The sequence below is a fragment of the Azohydromonas aeria genome, assembly GCF_009760915.1.
Classification (GTDB): Bacteria; Pseudomonadota; Gammaproteobacteria; order Burkholderiales; family Burkholderiaceae_C; genus Azohydromonas; species Azohydromonas aeria.
The window spans coordinates 223130-243934 of sequence record NZ_VIDQ01000001.1 but is presented as its reverse complement, the minus strand read 5'-3'; the positions used below and the strand labels follow the sequence as shown (position 1 = coordinate 243934).

At 70.6% G+C, this 20805-nt stretch carries 26 protein-coding genes; 7 read left to right on the top strand and 19 right to left on the bottom strand.

The genetic code is table 11. The annotated features are described in order from the left end of the window. Window positions 1-31 precede the first annotated feature (31 nt). The 3 genes from FJ694_RS01180 to rpoH all read left to right on the top strand — a co-directional run bounded on the left by FJ694_RS01180 (window position 32) and on the right by rpoH (window position 3245). A complete protein-coding gene (locus tag FJ694_RS01180; protein WP_157263582.1) occupies window positions 32-877 on the top strand; it encodes an MOSC domain-containing protein in 846 nt (281 codons plus the stop codon). A 137-nt stretch (window positions 878-1014) separates the two neighbouring features. After that, window positions 1015-2109, top strand: coding sequence for a redox-regulated ATPase YchF (gene ychF, locus FJ694_RS01175; protein WP_157263581.1), 1095 nt, complete (start codon window positions 1015-1017; stop codon window positions 2107-2109). A gap of 209 nt (window positions 2110-2318) precedes the next feature. Further along, a complete protein-coding gene (gene rpoH / locus FJ694_RS01170; protein WP_375140186.1) occupies window positions 2319-3245 on the top strand; it encodes an RNA polymerase sigma factor RpoH in 927 nt (308 codons plus the stop codon). An 84-nt stretch (window positions 3246-3329) separates the two neighbouring features. On the opposite strand, the gene FJ694_RS01165 is transcribed toward rpoH, so the two are convergent. Genes FJ694_RS01165 through FJ694_RS01145 form a run of 5 tightly spaced genes read right to left on the bottom strand, consistent with a single transcriptional unit; the run spans window position 3330 to window position 7522 of the window. After that, window positions 3330-3974: an SCO family protein gene (locus FJ694_RS01165; protein ID WP_157263579.1), complete on the bottom strand. Its 645-nt coding sequence runs from the start codon at window positions 3972-3974 to the stop codon at window positions 3330-3332. Beyond that, entirely contained in the window at window positions 3959-4933 is a 975-nt protein-coding gene (cyoE, locus tag FJ694_RS01160) for a heme o synthase (protein ID WP_157263578.1), read from the bottom strand. Before cyoE ends, FJ694_RS01165 begins: the two co-directional genes overlap by 16 nt. Then, window positions 4930-6111: a COX15/CtaA family protein gene (locus tag FJ694_RS01155; protein ID WP_157263577.1), complete on the bottom strand. Its 1182-nt coding sequence runs from the start codon at window positions 6109-6111 to the stop codon at window positions 4930-4932. The genes cyoE and FJ694_RS01155 overlap by 4 nt, the downstream gene beginning before the upstream one ends. 9 nt (window positions 6112-6120) lie before the next feature. After that, window positions 6121-6819 (bottom strand): SCO family protein, encoded by a 699-nt coding sequence (locus FJ694_RS01150; protein WP_157263576.1) that lies wholly within the window; start codon window positions 6817-6819, stop codon window positions 6121-6123. Next, window positions 6776-7522 carry an SURF1 family protein gene (locus FJ694_RS01145; RefSeq protein WP_157263575.1) on the bottom strand — a complete coding sequence of 249 codons (747 nt, stop codon included), beginning with the start codon at window positions 7520-7522 and terminating at the stop codon, window positions 6776-6778. The genes FJ694_RS01150 and FJ694_RS01145 overlap by 44 nt, the downstream gene beginning before the upstream one ends. Window positions 7523-7570: 48 nt before the next feature. Between FJ694_RS01145 and FJ694_RS01140 the strand changes: the two genes are divergently transcribed. Then, on the top strand, window positions 7571-7810 hold the full coding sequence (locus tag FJ694_RS01140; protein WP_157263574.1) for a DUF2909 domain-containing protein: 240 nt from the start codon (window positions 7571-7573) through the stop codon (window positions 7808-7810). A 44-nt stretch (window positions 7811-7854) separates the two neighbouring features. Here the strand turns inward: FJ694_RS01140 and FJ694_RS01135 are convergent, their stop codons facing one another. The 8 genes from FJ694_RS01135 to FJ694_RS01105 form a co-directional block, all read right to left on the bottom strand. Beyond that, window positions 7855-8739, bottom strand: a complete 885-nt coding sequence (locus FJ694_RS01135) for a cytochrome c oxidase subunit 3 (protein ID WP_157263573.1) — start codon at window positions 8737-8739, stop codon at window positions 7855-7857. A 55-nt stretch (window positions 8740-8794) separates the two neighbouring features. Beyond that, on the bottom strand, window positions 8795-9031 hold the full coding sequence (locus tag FJ694_RS01130) for a DUF2970 domain-containing protein (protein WP_375140185.1): 237 nt from the start codon (window positions 9029-9031) through the stop codon (window positions 8795-8797). After that, complete coding sequence (locus FJ694_RS01125; protein ID WP_157263572.1) at window positions 9028-9633, bottom strand: cytochrome c oxidase assembly protein; 606 nt, start codon at window positions 9631-9633, stop codon at window positions 9028-9030. Before FJ694_RS01125 ends, FJ694_RS01130 begins: the two co-directional genes overlap by 4 nt. A 42-nt stretch (window positions 9634-9675) precedes the next feature. Next, complete coding sequence (locus FJ694_RS36615) at window positions 9676-9816, bottom strand: cytochrome oxidase small assembly protein (protein ID WP_198320669.1); 141 nt, start codon at window positions 9814-9816, stop codon at window positions 9676-9678. 22 nt (window positions 9817-9838) lie between these two features. Beyond that, a complete protein-coding gene (gene ctaD, locus FJ694_RS01120; RefSeq protein ID WP_157263571.1) occupies window positions 9839-11455 on the bottom strand; it encodes a cytochrome c oxidase subunit I in 1617 nt (538 codons plus the stop codon). A 35-nt stretch (window positions 11456-11490) separates the two neighbouring features. Further along, entirely contained in the window at window positions 11491-12660 is a 1170-nt protein-coding gene (gene coxB, locus FJ694_RS01115; protein ID WP_157263570.1) for a cytochrome c oxidase subunit II, read from the bottom strand. Window positions 12661-12665: 5 nt separating this feature from the next. Continuing rightward, a complete protein-coding gene (locus FJ694_RS01110; RefSeq protein WP_157263569.1) occupies window positions 12666-13235 on the bottom strand; it encodes a DUF2244 domain-containing protein in 570 nt (189 codons plus the stop codon). 185 nt (window positions 13236-13420) lie between these two features. Then, window positions 13421-14329: a methyltransferase domain-containing protein gene (locus FJ694_RS01105; RefSeq protein ID WP_157263568.1), complete on the bottom strand. Its 909-nt coding sequence runs from the start codon at window positions 14327-14329 to the stop codon at window positions 13421-13423. A 27-nt stretch (window positions 14330-14356) separates the two neighbouring features. On the opposite strand from FJ694_RS01105, the gene FJ694_RS01100 reads away from it, so the two are divergent. Both FJ694_RS01100 and trmL read left to right on the top strand, forming a co-directional pair. Further along, the gene (locus tag FJ694_RS01100) at window positions 14357-15091 is read left to right on the top strand and encodes a ComFC family protein (protein WP_157263567.1); all 735 of its coding nucleotides are present in this window, start codon (window positions 14357-14359) and stop codon (window positions 15089-15091) included. 37 nt (window positions 15092-15128) lie between these two features. After that, window positions 15129-15599, top strand: a complete 471-nt coding sequence (gene trmL, locus FJ694_RS01095) for a tRNA (uridine(34)/cytosine(34)/5-carboxymethylaminomethyluridine(34)-2'-O)-methyltransferase TrmL (RefSeq protein ID WP_157263566.1) — start codon at window positions 15129-15131, stop codon at window positions 15597-15599. Between the two features lie 87 nt (window positions 15600-15686). On the opposite strand, the gene FJ694_RS01090 is transcribed toward trmL, so the two are convergent. The 4 genes from FJ694_RS01090 to FJ694_RS01075 all read right to left on the bottom strand — a co-directional run bounded on the left by FJ694_RS01090 (window position 15687) and on the right by FJ694_RS01075 (window position 18104). Then, window positions 15687-16673, bottom strand: coding sequence for an NAD(P)H-dependent glycerol-3-phosphate dehydrogenase (locus tag FJ694_RS01090; RefSeq protein WP_157263565.1), 987 nt, complete (start codon window positions 16671-16673; stop codon window positions 15687-15689). Window positions 16674-16695: 22 nt separating this feature from the next. Continuing rightward, window positions 16696-17151, bottom strand: a complete 456-nt coding sequence (secB, locus tag FJ694_RS01085) for a protein-export chaperone SecB (protein WP_157263564.1) — start codon at window positions 17149-17151, stop codon at window positions 16696-16698. A 120-nt stretch (window positions 17152-17271) separates the two neighbouring features. After that, entirely contained in the window at window positions 17272-17529 is a 258-nt protein-coding gene (grxC, locus tag FJ694_RS01080; RefSeq protein WP_157263563.1) for a glutaredoxin 3, read from the bottom strand. A 164-nt stretch (window positions 17530-17693) separates the two neighbouring features. Further along, window positions 17694-18104, bottom strand: a complete 411-nt coding sequence (locus tag FJ694_RS01075) for a rhodanese-like domain-containing protein (RefSeq protein ID WP_157263562.1) — start codon at window positions 18102-18104, stop codon at window positions 17694-17696. Window positions 18105-18242: 138 nt separating this feature from the next. On the opposite strand from FJ694_RS01075, the gene gpmA reads away from it, so the two are divergent. Next, complete coding sequence (gene gpmA / locus FJ694_RS01070) at window positions 18243-18986, top strand: 2,3-diphosphoglycerate-dependent phosphoglycerate mutase (RefSeq protein WP_157263561.1); 744 nt, start codon at window positions 18243-18245, stop codon at window positions 18984-18986. A gap of 76 nt (window positions 18987-19062) precedes the next feature. Here gpmA and FJ694_RS01065 read toward each other — a convergent pair whose 3' ends face one another. Together FJ694_RS01065 and FJ694_RS01060 are read right to left on the bottom strand one after the other, a co-directional pair. Further along, the gene (locus FJ694_RS01065) at window positions 19063-19944 is read right to left on the bottom strand and encodes a ribose-phosphate diphosphokinase (protein WP_157263560.1); all 882 of its coding nucleotides are present in this window, start codon (window positions 19942-19944) and stop codon (window positions 19063-19065) included. A gap of 52 nt (window positions 19945-19996) precedes the next feature. Continuing rightward, window positions 19997-20743 carry a lysophospholipid acyltransferase family protein gene (locus tag FJ694_RS01060; RefSeq protein ID WP_157263837.1) on the bottom strand — a complete coding sequence of 249 codons (747 nt, stop codon included), beginning with the start codon at window positions 20741-20743 and terminating at the stop codon, window positions 19997-19999. Window positions 20744-20805: the final 62 nt, after the last annotated feature.

The window sequence follows — 20805 nt, the reverse complement described above, 5'->3', positions numbered from 1 at the left end:
CGCCCTGCCCTTGCCGAAAGAGTCCCGTCCCGTGAGCGACCTGTCCCTGCGCCTGCACGCGCTGACCGTTTACCCCGTCAAATCCTGCGCCGGCATCGCCCTGGAGCAGGCGCTGCTCACGCCCACGGGCCTGGCGCACGACCGCGCCTGGATGCTGGTGGACGCCGACGGCGATTTCGCCAGCCAGCGCCAGTGGCCGCGGCTACAGCTCATCCGCCCGGCCTTCGAAGGCGACACGCTGCTGCTGCACGCGCCGGACATGCTGCCGCTGGCCCTGCCGCTGCAGGTACAGGGCACGCCGCGCGAGGTGCGGGTGTGGGATGACGCCGTGACGGCGCTGGACCAGGGCGACGCCGCGGCGCACTGGTTCGAGGCCGCCACGGGGCAGCCGCTGCGGCTGGTGCGCTTCGACCCGGCGCAGCGCCGGCTCTCCGACCCGGCCTGGAGCGCCGGCATCAAGGCCGAGAACGCCTTCAGCGACGGTTTTCCATTGCTGGTGGCGTCCACGGCGTCGCTGGCCGAGCTCAACGCCCGGCTGGCGGCGCGCGGCCAGCCGCCGGTGACGATGGAGCGCTTCCGGCCCAACCTCGTGCTCGACGGGCTGGAAGACGCGAACGGCGAGGATTTCATCGACACGCTGGAGCTGCCCGGCGGCGTGCGCCTGAAGCTCGTCAAACCCTGCGTGCGCTGCTCGATACCGAACGTGGACCCGGCCACCGCCGAGCGCGGGTTTGAACCCGGCGACACGCTGGCCGGCTACCGGGCCGATGCGCGCATGAAGGGCCGCGTCACCTTCGCCATGAACGCCGTGATCGAGGCCGGCGCGGGGGCGGTGCTGCGCGTGGGCGACGCGGTGCAGGCCACGCTGGCGGTGTGAACGCACGCCGGGCGCTGCCGCGGCTTGTCCCCCGCCGGGGTGCTTGACAGGCCGGGCGACTAGAATTTCGGCCCTTCAGGCCCGTGTCCGGGCCCTCTATTCCCGGCTTTGACGAGCCTCTCACCCCGGAACCATCCATGAGCCTCAAGTGCGGCATCGTGGGCCTGCCCAACGTGGGCAAGTCCACCCTCTTCAATGCGCTGACCAAGGCGGGCATCGCCGCCGAGAACTACCCCTTCTGCACCATCGAGCCCAACGTGGGCGTGGTGGAGCTGCCCGACCCGCGCCTGGAGCAGCTGGCCGGGATCGTGAAGCCGGAGCGCGTGGTGCCGGCCATCGTCGAGTTCGTGGACATCGCCGGGCTGGTGGCGGGCGCGTCCAAGGGCGAGGGCCTCGGGAACCAGTTCCTCTCGCACATCCGCGAGACGGATGCCATCGTCAACGTGGTGCGCTGCTTCGAGGACGAGAACGTCATCCACGTCGCGGGCAAGGTGGACCCGATCGCCGACATCGAGGTGATCCAGACCGAGCTGTGCCTGGCCGACCTGGGCACCGTCGAGAAGAGCCTGCACCGCTACGTCAAGGCCGCGCGCTCCGGCAACGACAAGGAAGCCGCGGCGCTGGTGAAGGTGCTGGAGAAGTGCCAGGCCGCGCTGGACCAGGCCAAGCCGGTGCGCACCATCGACTTCAGCAAGGAGGAGCTGGTCATCCTCAAGCCGCTGTGCCTGATCACGGCCAAGCCGGCAATGTTCGTGGGCAACGTGGCCGAGGACGGCTTCGAGAACAACCCGTTCCTGGACCGGCTCAAGGAATACGCCGCCAGCCAGAACGCGCCGGTGGTGGCGATCTGCGCCAAGACCGAGTCCGAGCTGGCCGACATGGAGGACGAGGACCGCGCCATGTTCCTGGCCGAGATGGGCCAGGACGAGCCGGGGCTGAACCGGCTGATCCGCGCCGCCTTCAAGCTGCTGGGCCTGCAGACCTACTTCACGGCCGGCGTGAAGGAAGTGCGCGCCTGGACCATCCACATCGGCGACACCGCGCCGCAGGCCGCGGGCGTGATCCACACCGACTTCGAGCGCGGCTTCATCCGCGCCCAGACCATCGCGTTTGACGACTTCATCGCCTACAAAGGCGAGCAGGGGGCGAAGGACGCGGGGAAGATGCGGGCGGAAGGCAAGGAGTACGTGGTCAAGGATGGGGACGTGATGAACTTCCTGTTCAACGTCTGACAGGCCTTCTCCAGGCCAGGATGCCCTGAATGAATCCCCGCATGCCGCGATGGCTGCGGGGATTTTTGTTTTGTCCCTGCGCAGCCGGCGTGACGCCAGCCACGGAACCCCGGACCGGCTCAGGGTTCCCGGCCTTAGCACTCACGGGGGTAGAGTGCTAATATTTTGGGAACCAATGGCCACCCCCCCGATCTGAGCACTCCATGAACATGTCCACTGCGAATGCTGTTGCTCTGCGTGACCCCTGGGCGCTGGTGCCGTCGCTCGGGAACCTGGACGCCTACATCTCGGCAGTCAATCGCGTGCCGATGCTGACGGCCGAGGAAGAGAAGGATTTCGCCACGCGGCTGCGTGACCACGGCGACGTGGCGGCCGCGGGCCGGCTGGTGGTGTCGCACCTGCGCCTGGTGGTGTCGGTGTCGCGCCAGTACCTGGGCTATGGGCTGCCTCACGGCGACCTGATCCAGGAAGGCAACGTCGGCCTGATGAAGGCCGTCAAGCGCTTCGACCCGGACCAGGGCGTGCGGCTGGTGAGCTACGCGCTGCACTGGATCAAGGCCGAGATCCACGAGTACATCCTGCGCAACTGGCGCATGGTCAAGCTCGCCACGACCAAGGCGCAAAGGAAGCTGTTCTTCAACCTGCGCTCGCTCAAGCAGGGCTTCAAGAACGAGGCCGAGGACGGGCGCAGCTGGCGCAACTCGCTCAGCGGCGACGAGGTGCGCACGGTGGCCGAGCAGCTCAACGTCAAGCCGGAAGAAGTGCTGGAGATGGAGACGCGCCTGTCCGGTGGCGACGTCGCGCTGGAGCCGCAGGGCGGCGACGACGGCGAGGAGGTCGCCTTCGCGCCCATCGCCTACCTGGCCGACGAAGGCAGCGAGCCGACGCGGGTGCTGGAGGCGCGCCGGCGCGATGCGCTGGCCAGCGACGGCATCCTGCGCGCGCTGGACGCCCTGGACGCCCGCAGCCGCCGCATCGTCGAGCAGCGCTGGCTGGAGGTGAACGACGACAACTCCGGCGGCATGACGCTGCACGAGCTGGCGGCCGAGTACGGCGTCAGCGCCGAGCGCATCCGCCAGATCGAGGTCGCGGCCATGAAGAAGATGCGCAAGGCGATGGAGGCGACGCCGGCCTGATCCGGCATCCGCCTCTCCCAGCGGACTTCCCCGCTGAAACGACGACGGCCCCCGCGGGGGCCGTCGGCTTTTGTGGGCCCGGAATCAGGCCGCCGCGGACTGCGCCAGCAGCTTCCTGATGTCGTCGGCCAGCGCCTGCGCGCCGCCGCCGTAGCGGCTGAACAGGCGCACGCGGCCCTGCGTGTCGAAGATGTAGCTGCCGGCGGTGTGGTCCAGGGTGTAGGCGCCATCGGTCTTGCCCGGGACCTTCATGTAGAACACCTTGAACTCGCGCGCCGTGGCCTTGAGTTGCTCCGGCGTGGGGCGCAGCGCGACGAAGCCGGCGTCGAAGTTGCCGACGTAGGCTTTCAGCAGCTCCGGCGTGTCGCGCTCCGGGTCGAGCGTGACGAACACGCCCTGCACCCGGTCCCCGTCGGCGCCCAGCGCGCGCTTGACTTCGGCCAGCTCGGCCAGCGTGGTCGGGCACACGTCGGGGCACTGGGTGTAGCCGAAGAACACCACCGTGACCTTGCCCTTGAATTCGGAGAGGCTGCGCGTCTTGCCCTCCAGGTCGGGCAGGTCCAGCTTGCCGGCGTAGTCGGCGCCGGTGATGTCCACGGCGTGGAAGCTGCCGACGGTGGCCTTGGGCGCGCCGTCGGCGCTTTCACGGCCGCAGCCGGACAGGCTCAACAGCGCCGCGGCGGCGGCGGACAGGGTGAAGGCGCGGCGGGTGGTCAGAAGGCGATCCATGGGTGCAGGTAGTGGTCCAGCAACAGCGCCGCGAACAGCAGCGACAGGTACAGGATGGAGAAGCGGAAGGTCTTGCGGGCCTGCGCGTCGCTGTAGTCGCGCCACAGCCTCCAGGCGTGGAGGATGAACATGCCGCCCAGCGCCAGCGCCGCTGCGAGGTAGATCAGCCCGCTCATGCCGTAGAGCCAGGGCAGCAGCGTGCCGGCCAGCAGCACCAGGCTGTAGAGCAGCACCTGCAGCCGCGTGAACTCCGAGCCGTGCGTCACCGGCAGCATCGGCAGCCCGGCGCGGCGGTAGTCCTCGGTGCGGTAGAGCGCCAGCGCCCAGAAGTGCGGCGGCGTCCACAGGAAGATGATCAGGCACAGCATCAGCGCCTCGGGGCCGACGTCGCCGCGCACCGCGGCCCAGCCCAGCACCGGCGGCATGGCGCCGGAGGCGCCGCCGATGACGATGTTCTGCGGCGTCAGCGGCTTGAGCACCACGGTGTAGACCACGGCGTAGCCGACGAAGGTGGCGAAGGTCAGCACCATCGTCAGCGGGTTCACCCACAGCCACAGCAGCGCGCTGCCGAGAGCGCACAGCAGCGCGGAGAAGACCAGCGTCTGCCGGTTGCTGAGCTGCCCGCGCGCGGTGGGGCGCCAGGCGGTGCGCGACATGCGCGCGTCGATGTGCTGCTCGACCACGCAGTTGAAGGCCGCCGCCGCCGCGGCCACCAGCCAGATGCCGGCCGTGGCCGCCACGACCACCCCGGCCGGCGGCAGGCCCGGCGCGGCCAGCAGCATGCCGATCAGGGCGCAGAAGACGATGAGCTGCACCACGCGCGGCTTCGTGAGCGCGTAGAACTGGCGCCAGACCGGGATGCGGATCGCGGCGGCGGGCGTGGGCGTGGATGAGGAAGCGGGAGCAGCGGGGGCCACGGGCGGGGTCACGGGTGAGGAATGGGTGGCGGTTCGGGTCATCGGTATCGCGCTCCGGGAACCAGGTCAGGCGGCGCGCCGCGGCGCGCGGGAACAGCGGCAAGGCGCGCGCCGCTGTGGGCACGCATGAGCATCAGGCTGAGCGTCACGGTCAGCGCGGCGGCGCCGCCGGTGTGGGCCACCGCTGCCAGCAGCGGCCAGCCCAGCACCACGTTGGACACGCCGCTGGCGAGCTGCCAGGCCCCCAGCGCCAGCAAGGCGCCGGCCCAGCGCCGGGCCTGCGCATCGTTCAGGCGCACCAGGCGCCAGGCCACCAGCGCCAGCGCCGCCAGCAGCGCCAGCGCCATGAGCCGGTGCGTGAAGTGGATGGCGGTCAGCGCCGGGAACGGCAGGTTGCCGCCCTCCCCCGTGCTGCCCAGCGCGCGCTGCAGCGTGAAACCGTTGGCGAAATCCATGTCGGGCCACCAGCGGCCCTGGCAGGTGGGGAAGTCGCTGCAGGCCAGCACCGCGTAGTTGGTGCTGACCCAGCCGCCCAGGGCGATCTGCCCCAGCGTCAGGGCGGCCAGTGCCCAGAGGCCGCGGCGCAGTCCCGGCGTCAGGGCCAGCGGCCGGCTGCCCGGTCCGTTGAAGGCCTGGGACTGCGCGGCCAGCAGCGCCAGCAGGCCCAGGCCGCCGAGCAGGTGCGCGGTAACGATGGCCGGGTAGAGCTTCATGGTCACGGTGAGCGCGCCGAAGGCGCCCTGCAGGCACACCCACACCAGCGTCGCCGTGGACCACCAGGGCGAGATCACGCCCGGCGTGCCGCGGCGGTGCAGCCGCCAGCTCATGACGGCCAGCACCGTGATCAGCGCGCCCACCGCGGTGGCGAAGTAGCGGTGCAGCATCTCGATCCAGGCCTTGGCATGCGTGACCGGCCCGTCGGGCAGCAGCGACTGCGCGGCGGCGATGTGGTGCTGCGCGCCCAGCGGGCTGGCGTTGCCGTAGCAGCCGGGCCAGTCGGGGCAGCCCAGGCCGGAGTCGGTGAGCCGGGTGAAGGCGCCGAAGAGCACCAGGTCGAAGCACAGGAACAGCGTGAGGCCGGTCAGCGCGCGCAGCCGCGCCGCCGGGGCGCGGTGGCGCAGCGCGATCCAGGCCAGCGGCACGGCGGCCAGCAGCGCGCCCAGCAGCAGCAGCTGCAGCAGCGGCGAGAGGTTCCAGGGGGCGGCGGTGGCGGCGTCCATGACGTGGTGTCAGCGTCCCTCGCGGTCCCAGCTGGCGGAGGCGCGCAGCAGCCGCTCCAGGTCGCGCTTGAGCTTGGAGGGGTCGGGGCGGGTCGGAGCGCGCATCATCCAGTTGCCCATCGGATCGACGATGTAGAGGTGCGCGCCCAGCGACTCGCCCGGCGCGGGCTGCAGCCACTGCGCCAGCTGCGCCGCGTCGGCGCGCAGGATCTGCGCCGCGCCGGCGTCGAGCACTGCCTGCTGCAGCGCGGGCGCGGGTGCGCGGTCGTCGGTGAGCAGCCACAGCTTGTCGATGCGCACGCGCTCGCGGCCGGTCATCTCGCGCAGCTGGCGCTGCAGGTACAGCAGCTTCTGGCACTCGGCGTCGCAGTCGCCGCTGCCGGCGACCACCAGCAGCCACTGGCCCTTGAGCGTGTCGGCGGGGACTGTGCGGCCGTCGAGCGTGCGCAGCGCGAGTGCAGGCAGCGGGTGCGGCGGCTCGACCAGCGCGGCGTAGTTGTTGCGGCCCTCGGGACGGATGACGAAGTAGGTGAAGTACGAGGCGATCACGGGCGAGGCGCACGCCAGCAGCACCAGCAGCATCTTCAGCCGCCCGCTGCGCGTGCGCCGCGCCTGCGCGTCGACTTCGGGCCGGGGCATCGAGTGCACCGTCAGGCCGAGCGGCTCAAGCGGCGCGCCGGCGGGGGCGGAGGAGTTGGAACCAGACATAAAGACCCGTGATCAGCGCCGCCAGCGAGAACCACTGGACGGCATAGCCGTAGTGCTTGTGCACGTCCACCGCCGGCAGCGGCCAGCGGCGTCGAAGCCCGTCGGCTGCCGGCGCTGCCGCCGCATCGCCATCGTCGAGCTGCAGCAGCGTGAGCGGACGCAAGGAAAGCTGCGTCTCGTCCGCAAAGGATTCAATCGAAAGATTTTGACGGATGGGGCCCGCCTCGCCGTCCAGCGGGGTGAATTCGTAGAGCCGTGCCGGCGGCCCCTGCACCCTCGCGACCAGCGTCACCGGCGCCTGCGGCGTGGGCACTTCGGGCAGCCGGGTGCGCTCCTGCGCGTCGCGCGGCACCCAGCCGCGCTGCACCAGCACGGCGCTGCCGTCGTCCAGGCGCAGCGGCGTGAGCACGAAGAAGCCGGGGCGCCCGTCCATCTGCCGGTTGTCGAGAAACACGGTGTGGCCCGGCACCCATTGCCCGCGCACCGTGGCACGCCGGTGCAATTGCTGTGCTGCCTGCGCGGCCGTGCTCGCCAGCTCGGACGCAGGCAGCGGCGGCAGCGCGGCCTGGGCCTCGACGGCCTGCTGCAGCGCCTGCTTCTGCGCCGCGCGGTCGAGCTGCCACAGTCCCAGCCGCGCCGTCAGCAGCGCGGTCGCCAGAGCCGCCAGCGCCACCACGAGGCGCCGTGCACGCGCGCTCAGCATGGGCACCGGCACCGGCGCCGCAGCGGCGCGATGCCAGAATGGCCGCCCATGAAAACCATCATCGTGCTGGCGCTGCTGTGCATCCTGGCGGCGCTGGCCGGCGCCGGCGTGCTGATGCTGCGCCGCAGGCCGGACGACGCTGCCGGCGCCCCCGGCGCACGGCCCGACAAGCGCATGGCCCGCGCGCTGGCGCTGCGCGTGGGGTTGTCGGTGGCGCTGTTCGTGTTCATCTTGTTCAGCTACCTGATGGGCTGGATCCAGCCCACCGGCCTTCCCGTCGTGCGCTGACGACCTGGCGCCGCACCGGGCGGCGGCGCCTGCGCCGTCGGCGCTCAGAGCCAGTACACCAGCAGGTACAGGCCCAGCCACACCACGTCCACGAAGTGCCAGTACCACGCGGCGCCCTCGAAGCCGAAGTGGCGCTCGGGCGTGAAGTGCCCCTTCATCAGCCGCAGCGTGATGAACAGCAGCATCAGCATGCCCACGAACACGTGGAAGCCGTGGAAGCCGGTGAGCATGAAGAAGGTCGAGCCGAAGATGCCCGAGCTGAGCTTGAGGTTCAGGTCCTGGTAGGCATGGGCGTACTCGTAGGCCTGCACGCACAGGAAGGTCGCGCCCAGCGCCACCGTGATCCACATCCAGGCGATGCACTTGGCGCGACGCCCGGCGATGAGCGCGTGGTGCGCGATGGTCAGCGTCACGCCCGAGGTCAGCAGCAGCGCGGTGTTGATGGTGGGCAGCGGCCAGGGTCCGATGGTCGAGAAGGGCTCGACGATGCCCGCGGGCGAGGCCGTGGTGCCGGGCTGGTCGGTGGGCCAGGCCGCCTTGAAGTCAGGCCACAGCAGGCTGTTGTTGAGGTCGCCGAGCGTGGGGATGGTGTAGTAGCGCGACCAGAACAGCGCGCCGAAGAAGGCGCCGAAGAACATCACCTCCGAGAAGATGAACCAGCTCATGCTCCAGCGGTAGGAGATGTCGATGTTGCGGCCGTAGAGCCCGCTCTCGCTCTCGCGCACCGCGTCGCCGAACCACTGGAACATCACCACCGCCCACCACAGCAGGCCGAAGAGGAGCGAGTACGCGCCCCAGCTATGGCCGTTGATCCACTGGGCCGCGCCCAGGATCACGAAGAACAGCCCGATGGACGTCATCAGTGGATGCCGTGACGGGCTCGGCACGAAGTAGTGGGGCACGCTGCCCTGGTGCGTTGCTGCGGACATGCCGGGTTTCTCCTCGAAGGTTGCTGTCTCGAAGGTTGCTCTTGTGTCGCGCGGGTCAGGCGGCCACGCCGCTGCCCACCACCCATCTCACCAGCAGCACCAGCAGCGCCACGAACAGCGCCGCGGCCACGAGGCCGGCGACGATGACGTGTTGCGGCTTGAGCTGGCTGACATCCTGTTCGTAGTCGCTGCTGCGGCGCACGCCGAAGAAGGACCACGCCACCGCCTTGAAGCTGCGCCGCCAAGAGCCCCGGCGCCGCATGCCCTCGTCGCCGCGGCCCGCGTTGCTCACGAGCGCGGCTCCGTCGCCTGCGCTGCGGCGCTGTTCTTGCCGCCGGCCACCTCGAAGAAGGTGTAGGACAGCGTGATGGTCGTGACGTCGCGCGGCAGCTTGGGGTCGATCACGAAAGTCACCGGCCACTGCCGCGACTCGCCCGGCGCCAGCGTGTACTCGTTGAAGCAGAAGCACTCGACCTTGTTGAAGTAGGCCGTGGCCTGCTTGGGCGCGTAGCTCGGGATGGCCTGCGCCGTCATCGTGCGCGGCTGGCGGTTGCGGAAGTCGTACATCACCGTGACCAGCTCGCCCGGATGCACCTGCAGCGCGGCCTGCGCGGGCTTGAAGTCCCAGGGCCCGCGCGCGTTGGCGTCGAACTCCACCGTGACGGTGCGGCTGCGGTCCACCTGCGTGTTGGCCACGTCCACGCCGGAACGGCCGAAGCCGGCGGTCTGACGCTCCGACAGCGACAGCACGTTGATGCCCAGCGCCTCGCAGATGTGCCTGTACAGCGGCACCAGCGCGTAGCCGAATCCGAACATCAGCACCGCTACCAGCGCGAGCTTGGCCACCATCTGCACGTTGTCGCGGCGCAGCCGGGCCTGGCGGCGGGGGTCCATGCGGCGCTCTCCTCTTGGTTGATGCGCGTGCGGCCCTGGGGCTCAGGGCCCCAGCAGCACGATCTTGGCGGCGAAGCCCACCGCGAAAGCCGCAGCCACCGATGCCAGGATCAGCGCCAGGCGCAGGTTGGCGCGGCGGCGTTGCGCGGCCCGGGCCTCGGCATCGCGGTCCGGCGGCGTCATGGCGTGCTCCATCGCCAGCGCCTCAACCCACCACGCGCGTGGCCGTGGCATCCAGGCGCGGCGGCGTCTCGAAGGTGTGGAACGGCGCCGGCGACGGCACCTCCCACTCCAGCCCCTCGGCGCCGTCCCAGGGCCGCTGCGGCGCGGGCTGGCCCTGGCCGCGCATCATCGGCAGCACCACGAACAGGAAGAAGTACACCTGCATCAGCCCGAAGCCGAAGGCGCCGACCGAGGCCAGGGCGTTGAAATCGGCGAACTGCATCGGGTAGTCGGCGTAGCGGCGCGGCATGCCCGCCAGGCCGAGGAAGTGCATCGGGAAGAAGGTGACGTTGAAGAAGATCAGCGAGCCCCAGAAGTGCAGCTTGCCGCGCGTCTCCGAGTACATCGTGCCGGTCCACTTCGGGCCCCAGTAGTACACGCCCGCGAACAACGCAAACAGCGAGCCCGCGACCAGCACGTAGTGGAAGTGCGCCACCACGTAGTAGGTGTCCTGCAGCTGGATGTCCACCGGCGCCATGGACAGGATCAGCCCGGTGAAGCCGCCCATCGAGAACACGAAGATGAAGCCTACCGCGAACAGCATGGGCGTCTCGAAGGTCATGGAGCCGCGCCACATCGTGGCGACCCAGTTGAACACCTTCACGCCCGTGGGGATGGCAATAAGCATCGTGGCGTACATGAAGAACAGCTGCCCCGTCACCGGCATGCCCGTGGTGAACATGTGGTGCGCCCAGACGATGAACGACAGGATCGCGATCGAGGCGGTGGCGTACACCATGGAGGTGTAGCCGAAGAGCTTCTTGCGCGCGAAGGCCGGCACGATCTGGCTGATGATGCCGAAGGCCGGCAGGATCATGATGTAGACCTCGGGATGCCCGAAGAACCAGAAGATGTGCTGGTACATCACCGGGTCGCCGCCGCCGCCGGGCTGGAAGAAGGCGGTGCCGAAGTGGCGGTCGGTGAGCGTCATGGTGATGGCGCCGGCGAGCACCGGCATCACGGCGATGAGCAGATACGCGGTGATGAGCCAGGTCCAGCAGAACAGCGGCATCTTCATCAGCGTCATGCCCGGCGCGCGCATGTTCAGGATCGTGACGATGATGTTGATCGAGCCCATGATCGAGCTCGCGCCCAGGATGTGCATGGCGAAGATGCCCGCATCCATCGACGGGCCCATCTGCAGCGTCAGCGGCGCGTAGAGCGTCCAGCCTGCCGCAGGTGCTCCGCCGGGCATGAAGAACGAGCCCACCAGCATCAGCGCCGCGGGGATCATCAGCCAGAAGCTGAAGTTGTTCATGCGCGCGAAGGCCATGTCCGGCGCGCCGATCTGCAGCGGCACCATCCAGTTCGCGAAGCCGACGAAGGCCGGCATGATCGCGCCGAACACCATGATCAGCCCGTGCATGGTGGTGAACTGGTTGAACAGCTGCGGGTTGACGAACTGCAGCCCGGGCTGGAACAGCTCCAGCCGGATCAGCAGCGCCAGCACCCCGCCCACCATCAGCATGGTGAAGCTGAACAGCAGGTACAGCGTGCCGATGTCCTTGTGGTTGGTCGCGAACAGCCAGCGCCGCCAGCCGTGCGGATGCGCATGCGCCTCGTCGTGGGCGGCGCCGTGTTGGGGAAGAACTGCGCTCATGGAGGCTATTTCCTTTCAGGTGGCGGCGCGGCGCCTTACTTGCGCGCTGCCACGATCTCGGCGGGCTGCACGGTCTGGCCGGTACGGTTGGACCAGGCGTTCTTGGTATAGGTGATGACGGCGGCGATCTCGGTGTCGGAGAGCTGCTTCCACGCCGGCATGCCGTTGGGCAGGCCGTTGAGCATCACCGCGATCTGCTTGCCGTGGTCAGCGTCGGTGACCAGCGCCGAGCCGTCCAGGCGCTTGATCGGACCCGCGCCCTGCCCATCCGCGCGGTGGCAGGCGGCGCAGTTGGCGGCATAGACCTTCTCGCCGCGCGCCACCAGGTCGGCCTGTGTCCAGACCTTGGCCGGATCATCGGCCGCGGCAGCCATCTTCTTCTGCTGTGCCGCCACCCAGGCGCTGTAGTCGGCCTGCGACAGCACCTTCACGTGGATCGGCATGTACGCGTGCTCCTTGCCACAGAGTTCGGCGCACTGGCCGTAGTAGTCGCCGGTCTTGTCGGCGCGGAACCAGGTGTCGCGCACGAAGCCGGGGATGGCGTCCTGCTTGACGCCGAAGGCCGGGATCATCCAGGCGTGGATGACGTCGCTGGCGGTGGTGACGATGCGGATCTTCCTGTCCACCGGCACCACCAGCGGGTTGTCGACCTTGAGCAGGTAGTCGTCGCCTTGCGGCTTGCCGGCGTCGGACATCTGGCGGTGCGTCGCGTCCAGCGTCGAAAGGAAGTTGATGCCCTGCCCTTCGCCGTTGAGGTAGTCGTAGCCCCACTTCCACTGGTAGCCCGTGGCCTTGATGGTGAGGTCGGCGTTGGTGGTGTCCTTCATCGCCACCACGGCCTTGGTCGCGGGCAGCGCCATGCCGATGACGATGAGGAAGGGCACGATGGTCCAGGCCACTTCCACCGCCGTGCTCTCGTGGAAGTTGGCAGCCTTGGCGCCGCGCGAGCGCCGGTGCTTGAGGATCGAATAGAACATCACGCCGAACACGGCCACAAAGATGGCCGTGCAGATCACCAGCATGAAGTTGTGCAGCCAGATCAGCTCGGCAGCGATGCGCGTGGCCGGCGGATGCAGGTTGGTCTGGTTGACCGCCGGGCCGCCCGGCAGGTCGTTGACCGCCATGGCGGCATGGGTGGCCAGCAGCGCGCCGCCTGCCAGCGTGGCCTGGGCGAGGCGGCCCGTGAGCGTCCTGATTTGGTTCATGGTCCTCACTCTTGTTGCATTGCCGTGTTCTTGGAACGCGCCGGCGGCTGCAGCCCCACGGTGCGCAGCGCCCGCCGCAGTTCCTGCGCCAGCTGCAGGCGCAGTTCCGGGCGCAGGTAGCGGCCCACCCGCATCTGCCGTCCCTCGCCGGAGAGTTCCACCAGGGAGCCTTGGGCCCGTGCCGGCTCCACGCGCACGCGCGCGGCACGGAACTCCATGCGCTCGGTGCGCGCGCCGCAACGGTGCTCGACCACGAGGGCACCGTCGGCCAGCGTGAGCAGCTCGCGGTCGGCGGCATGGCGCGCGTACAGCAGCAGCACCGTGCCCAGCAGTGCCAACTCGCCCGCGGCCAGCGCCGCAGCCATGGACACGCCTTGCCACCAGAAGAACAGCGTCACTGCCAGCGTCACGGCACCGGCCAGGCTCCAGGCCCTCAGATGCCGGCGCGGCCCCAGCGCGCCGTTGCGGCCGAGCACCCAGCGCAGGCCGCGACCATCGTCGAGTTCGCAACCGAACTGCCAGTTTTTTCGCGCGGCCGGCGTGGGCCAGGGGCTCGGAGCAACGGTCGCGGTCATGTCGGGTCTGGGACTCTAGCCGGACAGCGGCGCGGTCCGCGCGCCGGTGCTGAAGCAGGTTTAGCAGGTTTTGTCGTTGACGAAACGCAAATACTGTTCAGGAACCGATGGATTCTAGGCAGAGTTTGCGTTGCGTCGAAGCATCTTTGCCTGATTCCGACGCCCCGTGCAACCTTGGGAAAACCTCAGGTGCGCCGCGCGCGCACCATCTGTCGCATTTCTTCCAGGCCCACTTCGGTACGCTCGGCCACGCGCGGACGCGGCGCGGCCTTGAAGGCATGGCCGTAGACCAGCTCGAAGGACAGCGCCGGGCGGCCGTCGGCGCCGGCCAGCGCCTGCAGCGCCTCGGCCAGCCGCCGCCGCCAGCGCGGAGTGCGCCATCCTGCAACACGCCGCGGATCGGCATTGACACCGAAGGTGCGCAATTCGGCCAGGGCGGCCGCGGCATCGGCCCAGTTCAGCTTGATCACTTCCTGGTCCATCACCGGATCGGCAAAGCCGGCATGCACCAGCATGTCGCCCAGGTCGTGCATGTCCACGAATTCGGCCATGGGCGAACCCCATCCGCGCTCGCGGTAGAGCGTGCGCAGCTCGACCAGCGTGCCCGGGCCGAAGGTAGAGAACATCAGGAAGCCGTCCACGGCCAGCGCGCGGTGCCACTGCGCAAACAGCGCCGTCGGGTCGGCATGGCCGTGCAGCGCCATGTTCGACCACAGCAACTGCGCCGCGCCGCTCGCCACCGCGTCCTCGGCCAGCGGCGCGGCCGCGGCGGCACCGCCCCAGCGCCGCAGCGACCACCAGGGCGCCGGCGACGGCGCTGCCTGCGCGTTGCGCACGGCCTTGGGCTCGACCACGAGCTGCCGCGCCTTCGGATAGGCCTCGCGCAGCAGCGCCTCGCTCGCACCCAGGAAGCCCGGCCACTGCAGCACCACCTCTGGCGTGCGCCGGATGATCGGCAGCCGGTCCGCCATGCGCCGCGCCGCCTCGGCATGCAGCCACGGCGCTTCTTCGGCACGGGCCATGCGCCGCACGGCGCGCTGCACGGCGCGCGTGTCGAGCGCGCGGGAATTCGAGGATTCGGTGGGAGCGTTCATGAGAGGGCCGGGCAGTATATTGAGCCGATGCCCGCCCGCCTCCGCCGGGGTCTTGGCGCCCTGGCCGCGCTCGCCGCCCGGCTGCCCAGCCAGTGCGCCGTGTGCCATGCCTGGGACGCCGGGCGCCTGTGCCGAGACTGCTGCACGCGCTTCATCCCGCTCGTGCCGCGCTGCCCCGGCTGCGCCCTGCCCCTGGCGGCGCCGGGCGCACCCTGCGCCGACTGCCTGCGCATGCCGCTGCCCTTCGAGCGCTGCGTCGCGGCACTGGACTATGCCTGGCCCTGGAGCGGCGTGATCGGGCAGCTCAAGTTCCGAGACGGGCTCGACCTGACCGCCGCGCTGTCGGCGCTGCTGCTGCAGGCGCTGCAGCGCGCCGCGCCCCCGCCGGTGGAGTTGCTGCTGCCGCTGCCGCTGGGCCCGCAGCGCCTGCGCGAGCGCGGCTACAACCAGGCCTGGGAGCTGGCGCGTCGCGTCGCGCTGGCGCTGGACCTGCAAGCCGACGCGCGGCTGCTGCTGCGCCTGATCGACACGCCGCGCCAGAGCGGGCTGGCGCAGGCCGAGCGCCAGCTCAACGTGCGCGGCGCCTTCGGACTGGCACCGGGGCGCGCGAGTGCGCTGCGCGGCCGCCGCGTGGCCCTGATCGACGACGTCATGACCACCGGCGCCACCGCTGCCGAGGCCGCGCGCACGCTGCTGGACGCCGGCGCCGCCGCGGTGCAGCTGTGGGTGCTGGCGCGCACGCCGCGGCCGTCGGATACCTGAGCGGCCCGGGCACGAGCCTGGCGCCGACAATTGCGGGATGTTCCGAATCGTCCTCGTCCACCCGCAGATCCCGCCCAACACGGGCAACGTCATCCGGCTCGCTGCCAACACCGGCTGCGAGCTGCACCTGGTGGAGCCGCTGGGCTTTTCCATGGAGGACAAGCTGCTGCAGCGCGCCGGGCTCGACTACCACGAGTACGCCAGCGTGCGCCGCCATGCCGACTGGGACGCCTTCGTGACCGCCGAGCGGCCCGATGCGCGGCGCTGCTTTGCCTTCACCACGCGCGGCACGCGTGCGCTGGGCGACGTGGCCTGGCAACCGGGCGACTGGCTCGTTTTCGGCAGCGAGACGGCCGGGCTGCCGCCGGCGCTGCGCGAGAGCTTCGACCCGGCACAGCGCATCCGGCTGCCGATGCGCCCCGGACAGCGCAGCCTGAACCTGAGCAACGCCGTGGCGGTGTCGGTGTTCGAGGCCTGGCGCCAGAACGGCTACGCCGGCGCGGTCTGACGCGGCTGCACGACGCGCCCTCGGCCTGCCAGGAAAAAGGCCGGTCAATGCCGGCCTTGGGTGATCGCGGGGCGCCTCTGCAGCGCCTCAGCTGTAGCGCTCGGTGTTGGGCGCACGCTGCATCAGCTGCCACACCGCGTCGGTCGGCGCCAGGCGGCCTTCGAGCACGGCCACCACGGCCTCGGTGATGGGCATCTGCACAGCCCTGTCGCGGGCGCGGCGCAGCACCGTGGCAGCGCTGTAGACGCCTTCGGCCACATGGCCCAGGTGCGTCAGCACTTCGGGCAGCGTCTGGCCCGCAGCCAGCTGCAGCCCGACGCGGCGGTTGCGCGAGAGCTCGCCCGTGGCGGTGAGCACCAGGTCGCCCAGTCCGGACAGGCCCATGAAGGTTTCCACCTGCGCACCCAGCGCCACGCCCAGCCGGGTCATCTCGGCCAGGCCGCGCGTGATCAGCGCCGCGCGCGCGTTCAGGCCCAGCTCCAGCCCGTCGCACAGGCCCGTGGCGATGGCCAGCACGTTCTTGACCGCGCCGCCCACTTCCACGCCCACCGGGTCGGCGCTGGTGTAGACGCGCAGCGCCTCGCCGTGAAAGGCCTGCACCGCCAGCTCGCACAGCGCCGCGTCGGCACTGGCGGCCACCAGCGCGGTGGGCTTCAACTGCGCCACCTCGGCCGCGAAGCTGGGGCCGGAGAGCACGCCGGTGGCCGCGCTCGGACACACCTCGCGCGCGATCTCATGGCCCAGGCGCCCGGTATCGGCCTCGAAGCCCTTGCACAGCCACAGCGCGCGCGCGCCTTCGGGCAGCCGTTGCAGCATGCCGCGCAGGCCCGACATGGGCGTGGCGATCACGAGCAGACCTGCGCGCGCATGCGCCAGCGCCGCGTCGAAGTCGCTGGCGACGGCCAGCGCCGCGGGCAGCTCGACGCCGGGCAGGTAGCGCTCGTTGCGGCGCTGCGCGCGCAGCGCCTGCGCCTGGCCCGCGTCGCGCGCCCACAGCAGCACCTCGTGGCGTGCGGCGGCCTGCACCGCCAGCGCGGTGCCCCAGGCGCCCGCGCCCAGGACGCTGATCCTCATGCCCTGCCCGCGCAAGGCGTCGTCAGGCGACGTTGCCCTGCTGCGCGGCGAGCTGCTGCTGCTGCGCTTCGAACATGGCCTGGAAGTTCACCTCGGCCAGCATCACCGGCGGGAAGCCGGCGCGGGTGCAGACGTCGGAGACGATGGCGCGCAGGTACGGATAGACCATGCCCGGGCAGGCGATGCCGATGATGGCCTGCAGCTGGTCCTGCGGAATGTTGCGGATCTCGAAGATGCCGGCCTGCTTGGCCTCGACCAGGAACAGCGTCTTGTCGCCGATCTTGGTCGTGACGGTGGCGGTGACGCAGACCTCGTAAATGCCGTCGGTGATGGTCTCGGCCGACAGGCCCAGGTTGATCTCGACCTGGGGCTGCTGCTGCTCGGTGAGGATCTGCGGCGAGTTCGGCTGCTCCAGCGACAGGTCCTTCAGGTACATGCGCTGGATCTGGAACACCGGGGTCTGCTCTTGGTCGGCCATGGTCTCGTCTCGAAGAAAAGAAGGCCCGCGACTTGCGGGCGGGGCCGATTATCACGCAGCGCCACGGCGGCTTTGCGACCCTGCCTTGACCCGGGACAAGGTCCGGGCCCGGGCGCGCCGTCAGCCCTGCAGCAGGGGCATCAGGCCGCCGCGCTGGTCCAGCGCGACGAGGTCGTCGCAGCCGCCCACGTGCGTGTCGCCGATGAAGATCTGCGGCACGGTGCGCCGCCCGGTGAGCTCCATCATGACGGCACGCTGCGACGGGTCCTGGTCGATGCGCACTTCCTCGATGTGCTCGACGCCGCGCTGCTTGAGCAGCTGCTTGGCGCGCTGGCAGTAGGGGCAGACCAGCGTGGTGTACATCTTGACGGCATTCATCGCAGGACGGGCGCGGTGCGCGCAACGGGTTGGTGGCAGATGGCGCGATTGTCCGCGCCGCCTTCAACCCTTGCAGGCGCCGGGCGACTTGGCCCCGGCCATGCCGCCACCCGCCAAGGCCGTTGCCTGCGCAACGGCTGCGGGCCTTGCGCCGGGTCCGGGCTTCAGGCCGCGGACTCGATGGGCAGGTTGGCCTCGCGCCAGGCGGCCATGCCGCCGGCCACCGCCTGGCTGTTCTCGTAGCCGCGCTTCTTGAGCAGCGCCACGGCGCGCGTGGCGCGGTTGCCGGTGGCGCACATCACCAGCAGCGGCAGGGCCTTGTTGCTGGGCAGCGCGGTGGCGGTCTCGATCTGCGACAGCGGCACGTTGCGCGCGCCCGTGGCATGCGACTTGGCGAACTCGGCGGGCTCGCTCACGTCGATGAGCACGCCCTTCTCGCGGTTGATGATCCGCACGGCCTCGGCGGTGCTCACGGCGCCGCCGGCGGCGCCGCCGCGAAGGGCCGGCCACAGCAGCAAGCCGCCGGAGACCAGCGCGGCCAGGATCAGGTACCAGTTCTGGAGCAGGAATGTCACGGCGTTTGCAAGGGGCTGGTCAAAGCCGCGAATTATAGAATTCAAGGATTTGCCGCCCGCATCCGCCCCTTGCGCGACCGTCGGCGGCGGCTGCGCCCGGCAGCACCGGTTTCTTCACTCTCAAGACCTAGGCCTCCCATGTACAAGCTCGTGCTGATCCGCCACGGCGAATCGACCTGGAACCTCGAAAACCGCTTCACCGGCTGGACCGACGTGCCGCTGACCGACACCGGCGTGGCCCAGGCGCGCCAAGCCGGCCGGCTGCTCAAGGAAGGCGGCTGGGAGTTCGACGTCGCCTACACCTCGGTGCTCAAGCGCGCCATCTGGACGCTGTGGCACTGCCTCGACGAGATGGACCGCACCTGGCTGCCCGTGGTCAAGGACTGGCGACTCAACGAGCGCCACTACGGCGCGCTGCAGGGCCTCAACAAGGCCGACATGGCCAAGCAGTACGGCGACGAGCAGGTGCTGATCTGGCGCCGCAGCTACGACACGCCGCCGCCCGCGCTCGACGCCGCCGACCCGCGCGGCCAGCGTCAGGACCCGCGCTACGCCCGGCTCGACCCCGAGCAGGTCCCGCTCACCGAGTGCCTGAAGGACACCGTGGCGCGCGTGCTGCCGGCCTGGAACGAGGTGCTCGCCCCGGCCATCAAGTCCGGCCAGCGCCTCGTCATCGCCGCGCACGGCAACAGCATCCGCGCCCTCGTGAAGTACCTCGACGGCATCAGCGACACCGAGATCGTCGGCCTGAACATCCCCAACGGCATCCCGCTGGTGTACGAGCTCGACGCCGAATTGAAGCCCATCCGCCGCTACTACCTGGGCGACGCCGAAGCCGCCGCCAAGGCCGCCGCGGCCGTGGCCAACCAGGGCAAGGCTTGAATCACAGCTTTTCCCGCGTGAGATGACGAAGGGGCCGCGAGGCCCCTTTTTCACGTCCGGCACACGGGCTTGCGGGCTACAGCGCCAGCGCCGCCTGCGCCAGCAGCGGCGCGACGCTGACCACGTTGCTCGGGTGCGGCACGGCGTCGGTGCTCCAGACATGGCGCACGCCGGCCTCGTGCAGCTGCGCCAGCGCGTCGCCCACGAAGAGCGCGTGCGTCACCGCCACGTCCACCGAGGCCGCGCCGCGCGCCAGCGCCTGCGTCGCCGCGGCGATCAGCGTCTGCCCGGTGCTGGCCACGTCGTCGAGCAGCACCACGGCGCGGGCGCCGAACTCGAAGGGCGGCAGCTCCAGGATCACCTCGCGGTCGCCCAGCCGGTGCTTGCGCCCGATGCCATGCTCCAGGCCGCGCGCGGCCGCCGCGGCCTGCACCCATTGCGCCGCCTCCTCGTCCGGGCCGATCAGGATCGGGCGGTCCAGCTGTCCCGCCACCCACTCGCCCAGCAGCGGCGCCGCCGACAGCGCCAGCGCGCGCCGGCCCGGGAACAGTTCTTCCATGGAATGCACGCGGTGCAGGTGCGGGTCCACCGTCAGCACCGCGTCGAAGAGCCCGCCCAGCAGCGCCGCGACGTGGCGCTGGCTCACCACCTCGCCGGGCGTGAAGGCCATGTCCTGGCGCATGTAGGCCAGGTACGGCGCCAGCAGCACCAGCTCGCGCGCGCCCAGCTCGCGCGCCGCCGGTGCGCACAGCGCCAGCTCCAGCAGCTTTTCATTGGGCCGCTGCAGGCCGCGCAGCATCAGCACGCGCGGCGGCAGGCTTTCGGGCAGGCGCAGCCGCAGCTCGCCATCGGGAAACTGGTGCCGCTGCACGAAGGCCAGCGGCGCGCCCAGCGCCTGCGCCAGCGCCTGCGCCAGCGGCGCCTCGTCGTCGAAGGCCAGCAGGATCTGCTCGCTCATGGAACTTCTCCCCAACGGTTTTCCGGGGTGGTGCCTGAAAAAGCGCCGTGTGTCAGCGCCTCTCGGAAGGCTGCAGCGCCTGCGCGATGGTCTCGCGCAGCTGCGCCGCCAGCGCACGGCGGTCGGCATGCGCCACCGCCTGCGGCGGCAGCACGCGCAGCTCGACCGTGAGCCCCTGCGCGCAGGCCAGCGCCCACAGGCTCTGCGCCAGCGTCGTGTCGCCGACGAAGCGCGCGGCCGGGCTGACCGCGTGCCCAGGGTCGCTGTAGCGCAGCGCCACCGGCTGCACCGGCGCGCCGCTGACGATCACGGCCTGCAGCAGATTGGCGTGGAAGGGCAGCGGCTCGTGGCCCTCGCCGGTGGTGCCCTCGGGAAACACCGCCACCGTGTCGCCCTGCTGCAGCGCCTGCGTGATGGCGTGCAGCACGCGCATGGCGTCGCGCGCGCGCTCGCGCTGCAGGTACAGCGTGTCGGCGCCGTCCACCAGCCGCCCCACCAGTGGCCACTGCCGCACCTCGGCCTTCGACACGAAGCGCGCCTGCGGGCACAGCGCGTGGATGGCGGCGATGTCCAGCCACGACACGTGGTTCGCCACGATCAGCTTGGCGCCCGGGCGGAAGCTGCCGTGCGTGCGCAGCTCCAGCCCAAGCACCTGCAGCAGCCGGCGCGACCACGCGCCGATGCGCGCCTGGCGCTGCGCCGGGTTCATGCGCGGGAACAGCAGCAGCACCGTGGCCAGGCCCCGCAGCCCGTGCAGCACCGTGCGCGCCAGGCGCCAGGCCGCGCGCAGCCGGCGCAGCGGCGGCACCGGCGCGGGCCGGGCCGCCAGCGAGGACACGGAAGAGTCGGGACGGCCCTGCA

Bases quoted from the DNA above. Each gene is read 5' to 3' on its own strand.
- ychF (WP_157263581.1), top strand. From the start codon at position 1,015: ATGAGCCTCAAGTGCGGCATCGTGGGCCTGCCCAACGTGGGCAAGTCC.
- rpoH (WP_375140186.1), top strand. From the start codon at position 2,319: ATGTCCACTGCGAATGCTGTTGCTCTGCGTGACCCCTGGGCGCTGGTG.
- FJ694_RS01165 (WP_157263579.1), bottom strand. From the start codon at position 3,974: ATGGATCGCCTTCTGACCACCCGCCGCGCCTTCACCCTGTCCGCCGCC.
- cyoE (WP_157263578.1), bottom strand. From the start codon at position 4,933: ATGACCCGAACCGCCACCCATTCCTCACCCGTGACCCCGCCCGTGGCC.
- FJ694_RS01155 (WP_157263577.1), bottom strand. From the start codon at position 6,111: ATGGACGCCGCCACCGCCGCCCCCTGGAACCTCTCGCCGCTGCTGCAG.
- FJ694_RS01150 (WP_157263576.1), bottom strand. From the start codon at position 6,819: ATGTCTGGTTCCAACTCCTCCGCCCCCGCCGGCGCGCCGCTTGAGCCG.
- FJ694_RS01145 (WP_157263575.1), bottom strand. From the start codon at position 7,522: ATGCTGAGCGCGCGTGCACGGCGCCTCGTGGTGGCGCTGGCGGCTCTG.
- FJ694_RS01140 (WP_157263574.1), top strand. From the start codon at position 7,571: ATGAAAACCATCATCGTGCTGGCGCTGCTGTGCATCCTGGCGGCGCTG.
- FJ694_RS01135 (WP_157263573.1), bottom strand. From the start codon at position 8,739: ATGTCCGCAGCAACGCACCAGGGCAGCGTGCCCCACTACTTCGTGCCG.
- FJ694_RS01125 (WP_157263572.1), bottom strand. From the start codon at position 9,633: ATGGACCCCCGCCGCCAGGCCCGGCTGCGCCGCGACAACGTGCAGATG.
- FJ694_RS36615 (WP_198320669.1), bottom strand. From the start codon at position 9,816: ATGACGCCGCCGGACCGCGATGCCGAGGCCCGGGCCGCGCAACGCCGC.
- ctaD (WP_157263571.1), bottom strand. From the start codon at position 11,455: ATGAGCGCAGTTCTTCCCCAACACGGCGCCGCCCACGACGAGGCGCAT.
- coxB (WP_157263570.1), bottom strand. From the start codon at position 12,660: ATGAACCAAATCAGGACGCTCACGGGCCGCCTCGCCCAGGCCACGCTG.
- FJ694_RS01110 (WP_157263569.1), bottom strand. From the start codon at position 13,235: ATGACCGCGACCGTTGCTCCGAGCCCCTGGCCCACGCCGGCCGCGCGA.
- FJ694_RS01105 (WP_157263568.1), bottom strand. From the start codon at position 14,329: ATGAACGCTCCCACCGAATCCTCGAATTCCCGCGCGCTCGACACGCGC.
- FJ694_RS01100 (WP_157263567.1), top strand. From the start codon at position 14,357: ATGCCCGCCCGCCTCCGCCGGGGTCTTGGCGCCCTGGCCGCGCTCGCC.
- trmL (WP_157263566.1), top strand. From the start codon at position 15,129: ATGTTCCGAATCGTCCTCGTCCACCCGCAGATCCCGCCCAACACGGGC.
- FJ694_RS01090 (WP_157263565.1), bottom strand. From the start codon at position 16,673: ATGAGGATCAGCGTCCTGGGCGCGGGCGCCTGGGGCACCGCGCTGGCG.
- secB (WP_157263564.1), bottom strand. From the start codon at position 17,151: ATGGCCGACCAAGAGCAGACCCCGGTGTTCCAGATCCAGCGCATGTAC.
- grxC (WP_157263563.1), bottom strand. From the start codon at position 17,529: ATGAATGCCGTCAAGATGTACACCACGCTGGTCTGCCCCTACTGCCAG.
- gpmA (WP_157263561.1), top strand. From the start codon at position 18,243: ATGTACAAGCTCGTGCTGATCCGCCACGGCGAATCGACCTGGAACCTC.
- FJ694_RS01065 (WP_157263560.1), bottom strand. From the start codon at position 19,944: ATGAGCGAGCAGATCCTGCTGGCCTTCGACGACGAGGCGCCGCTGGCG.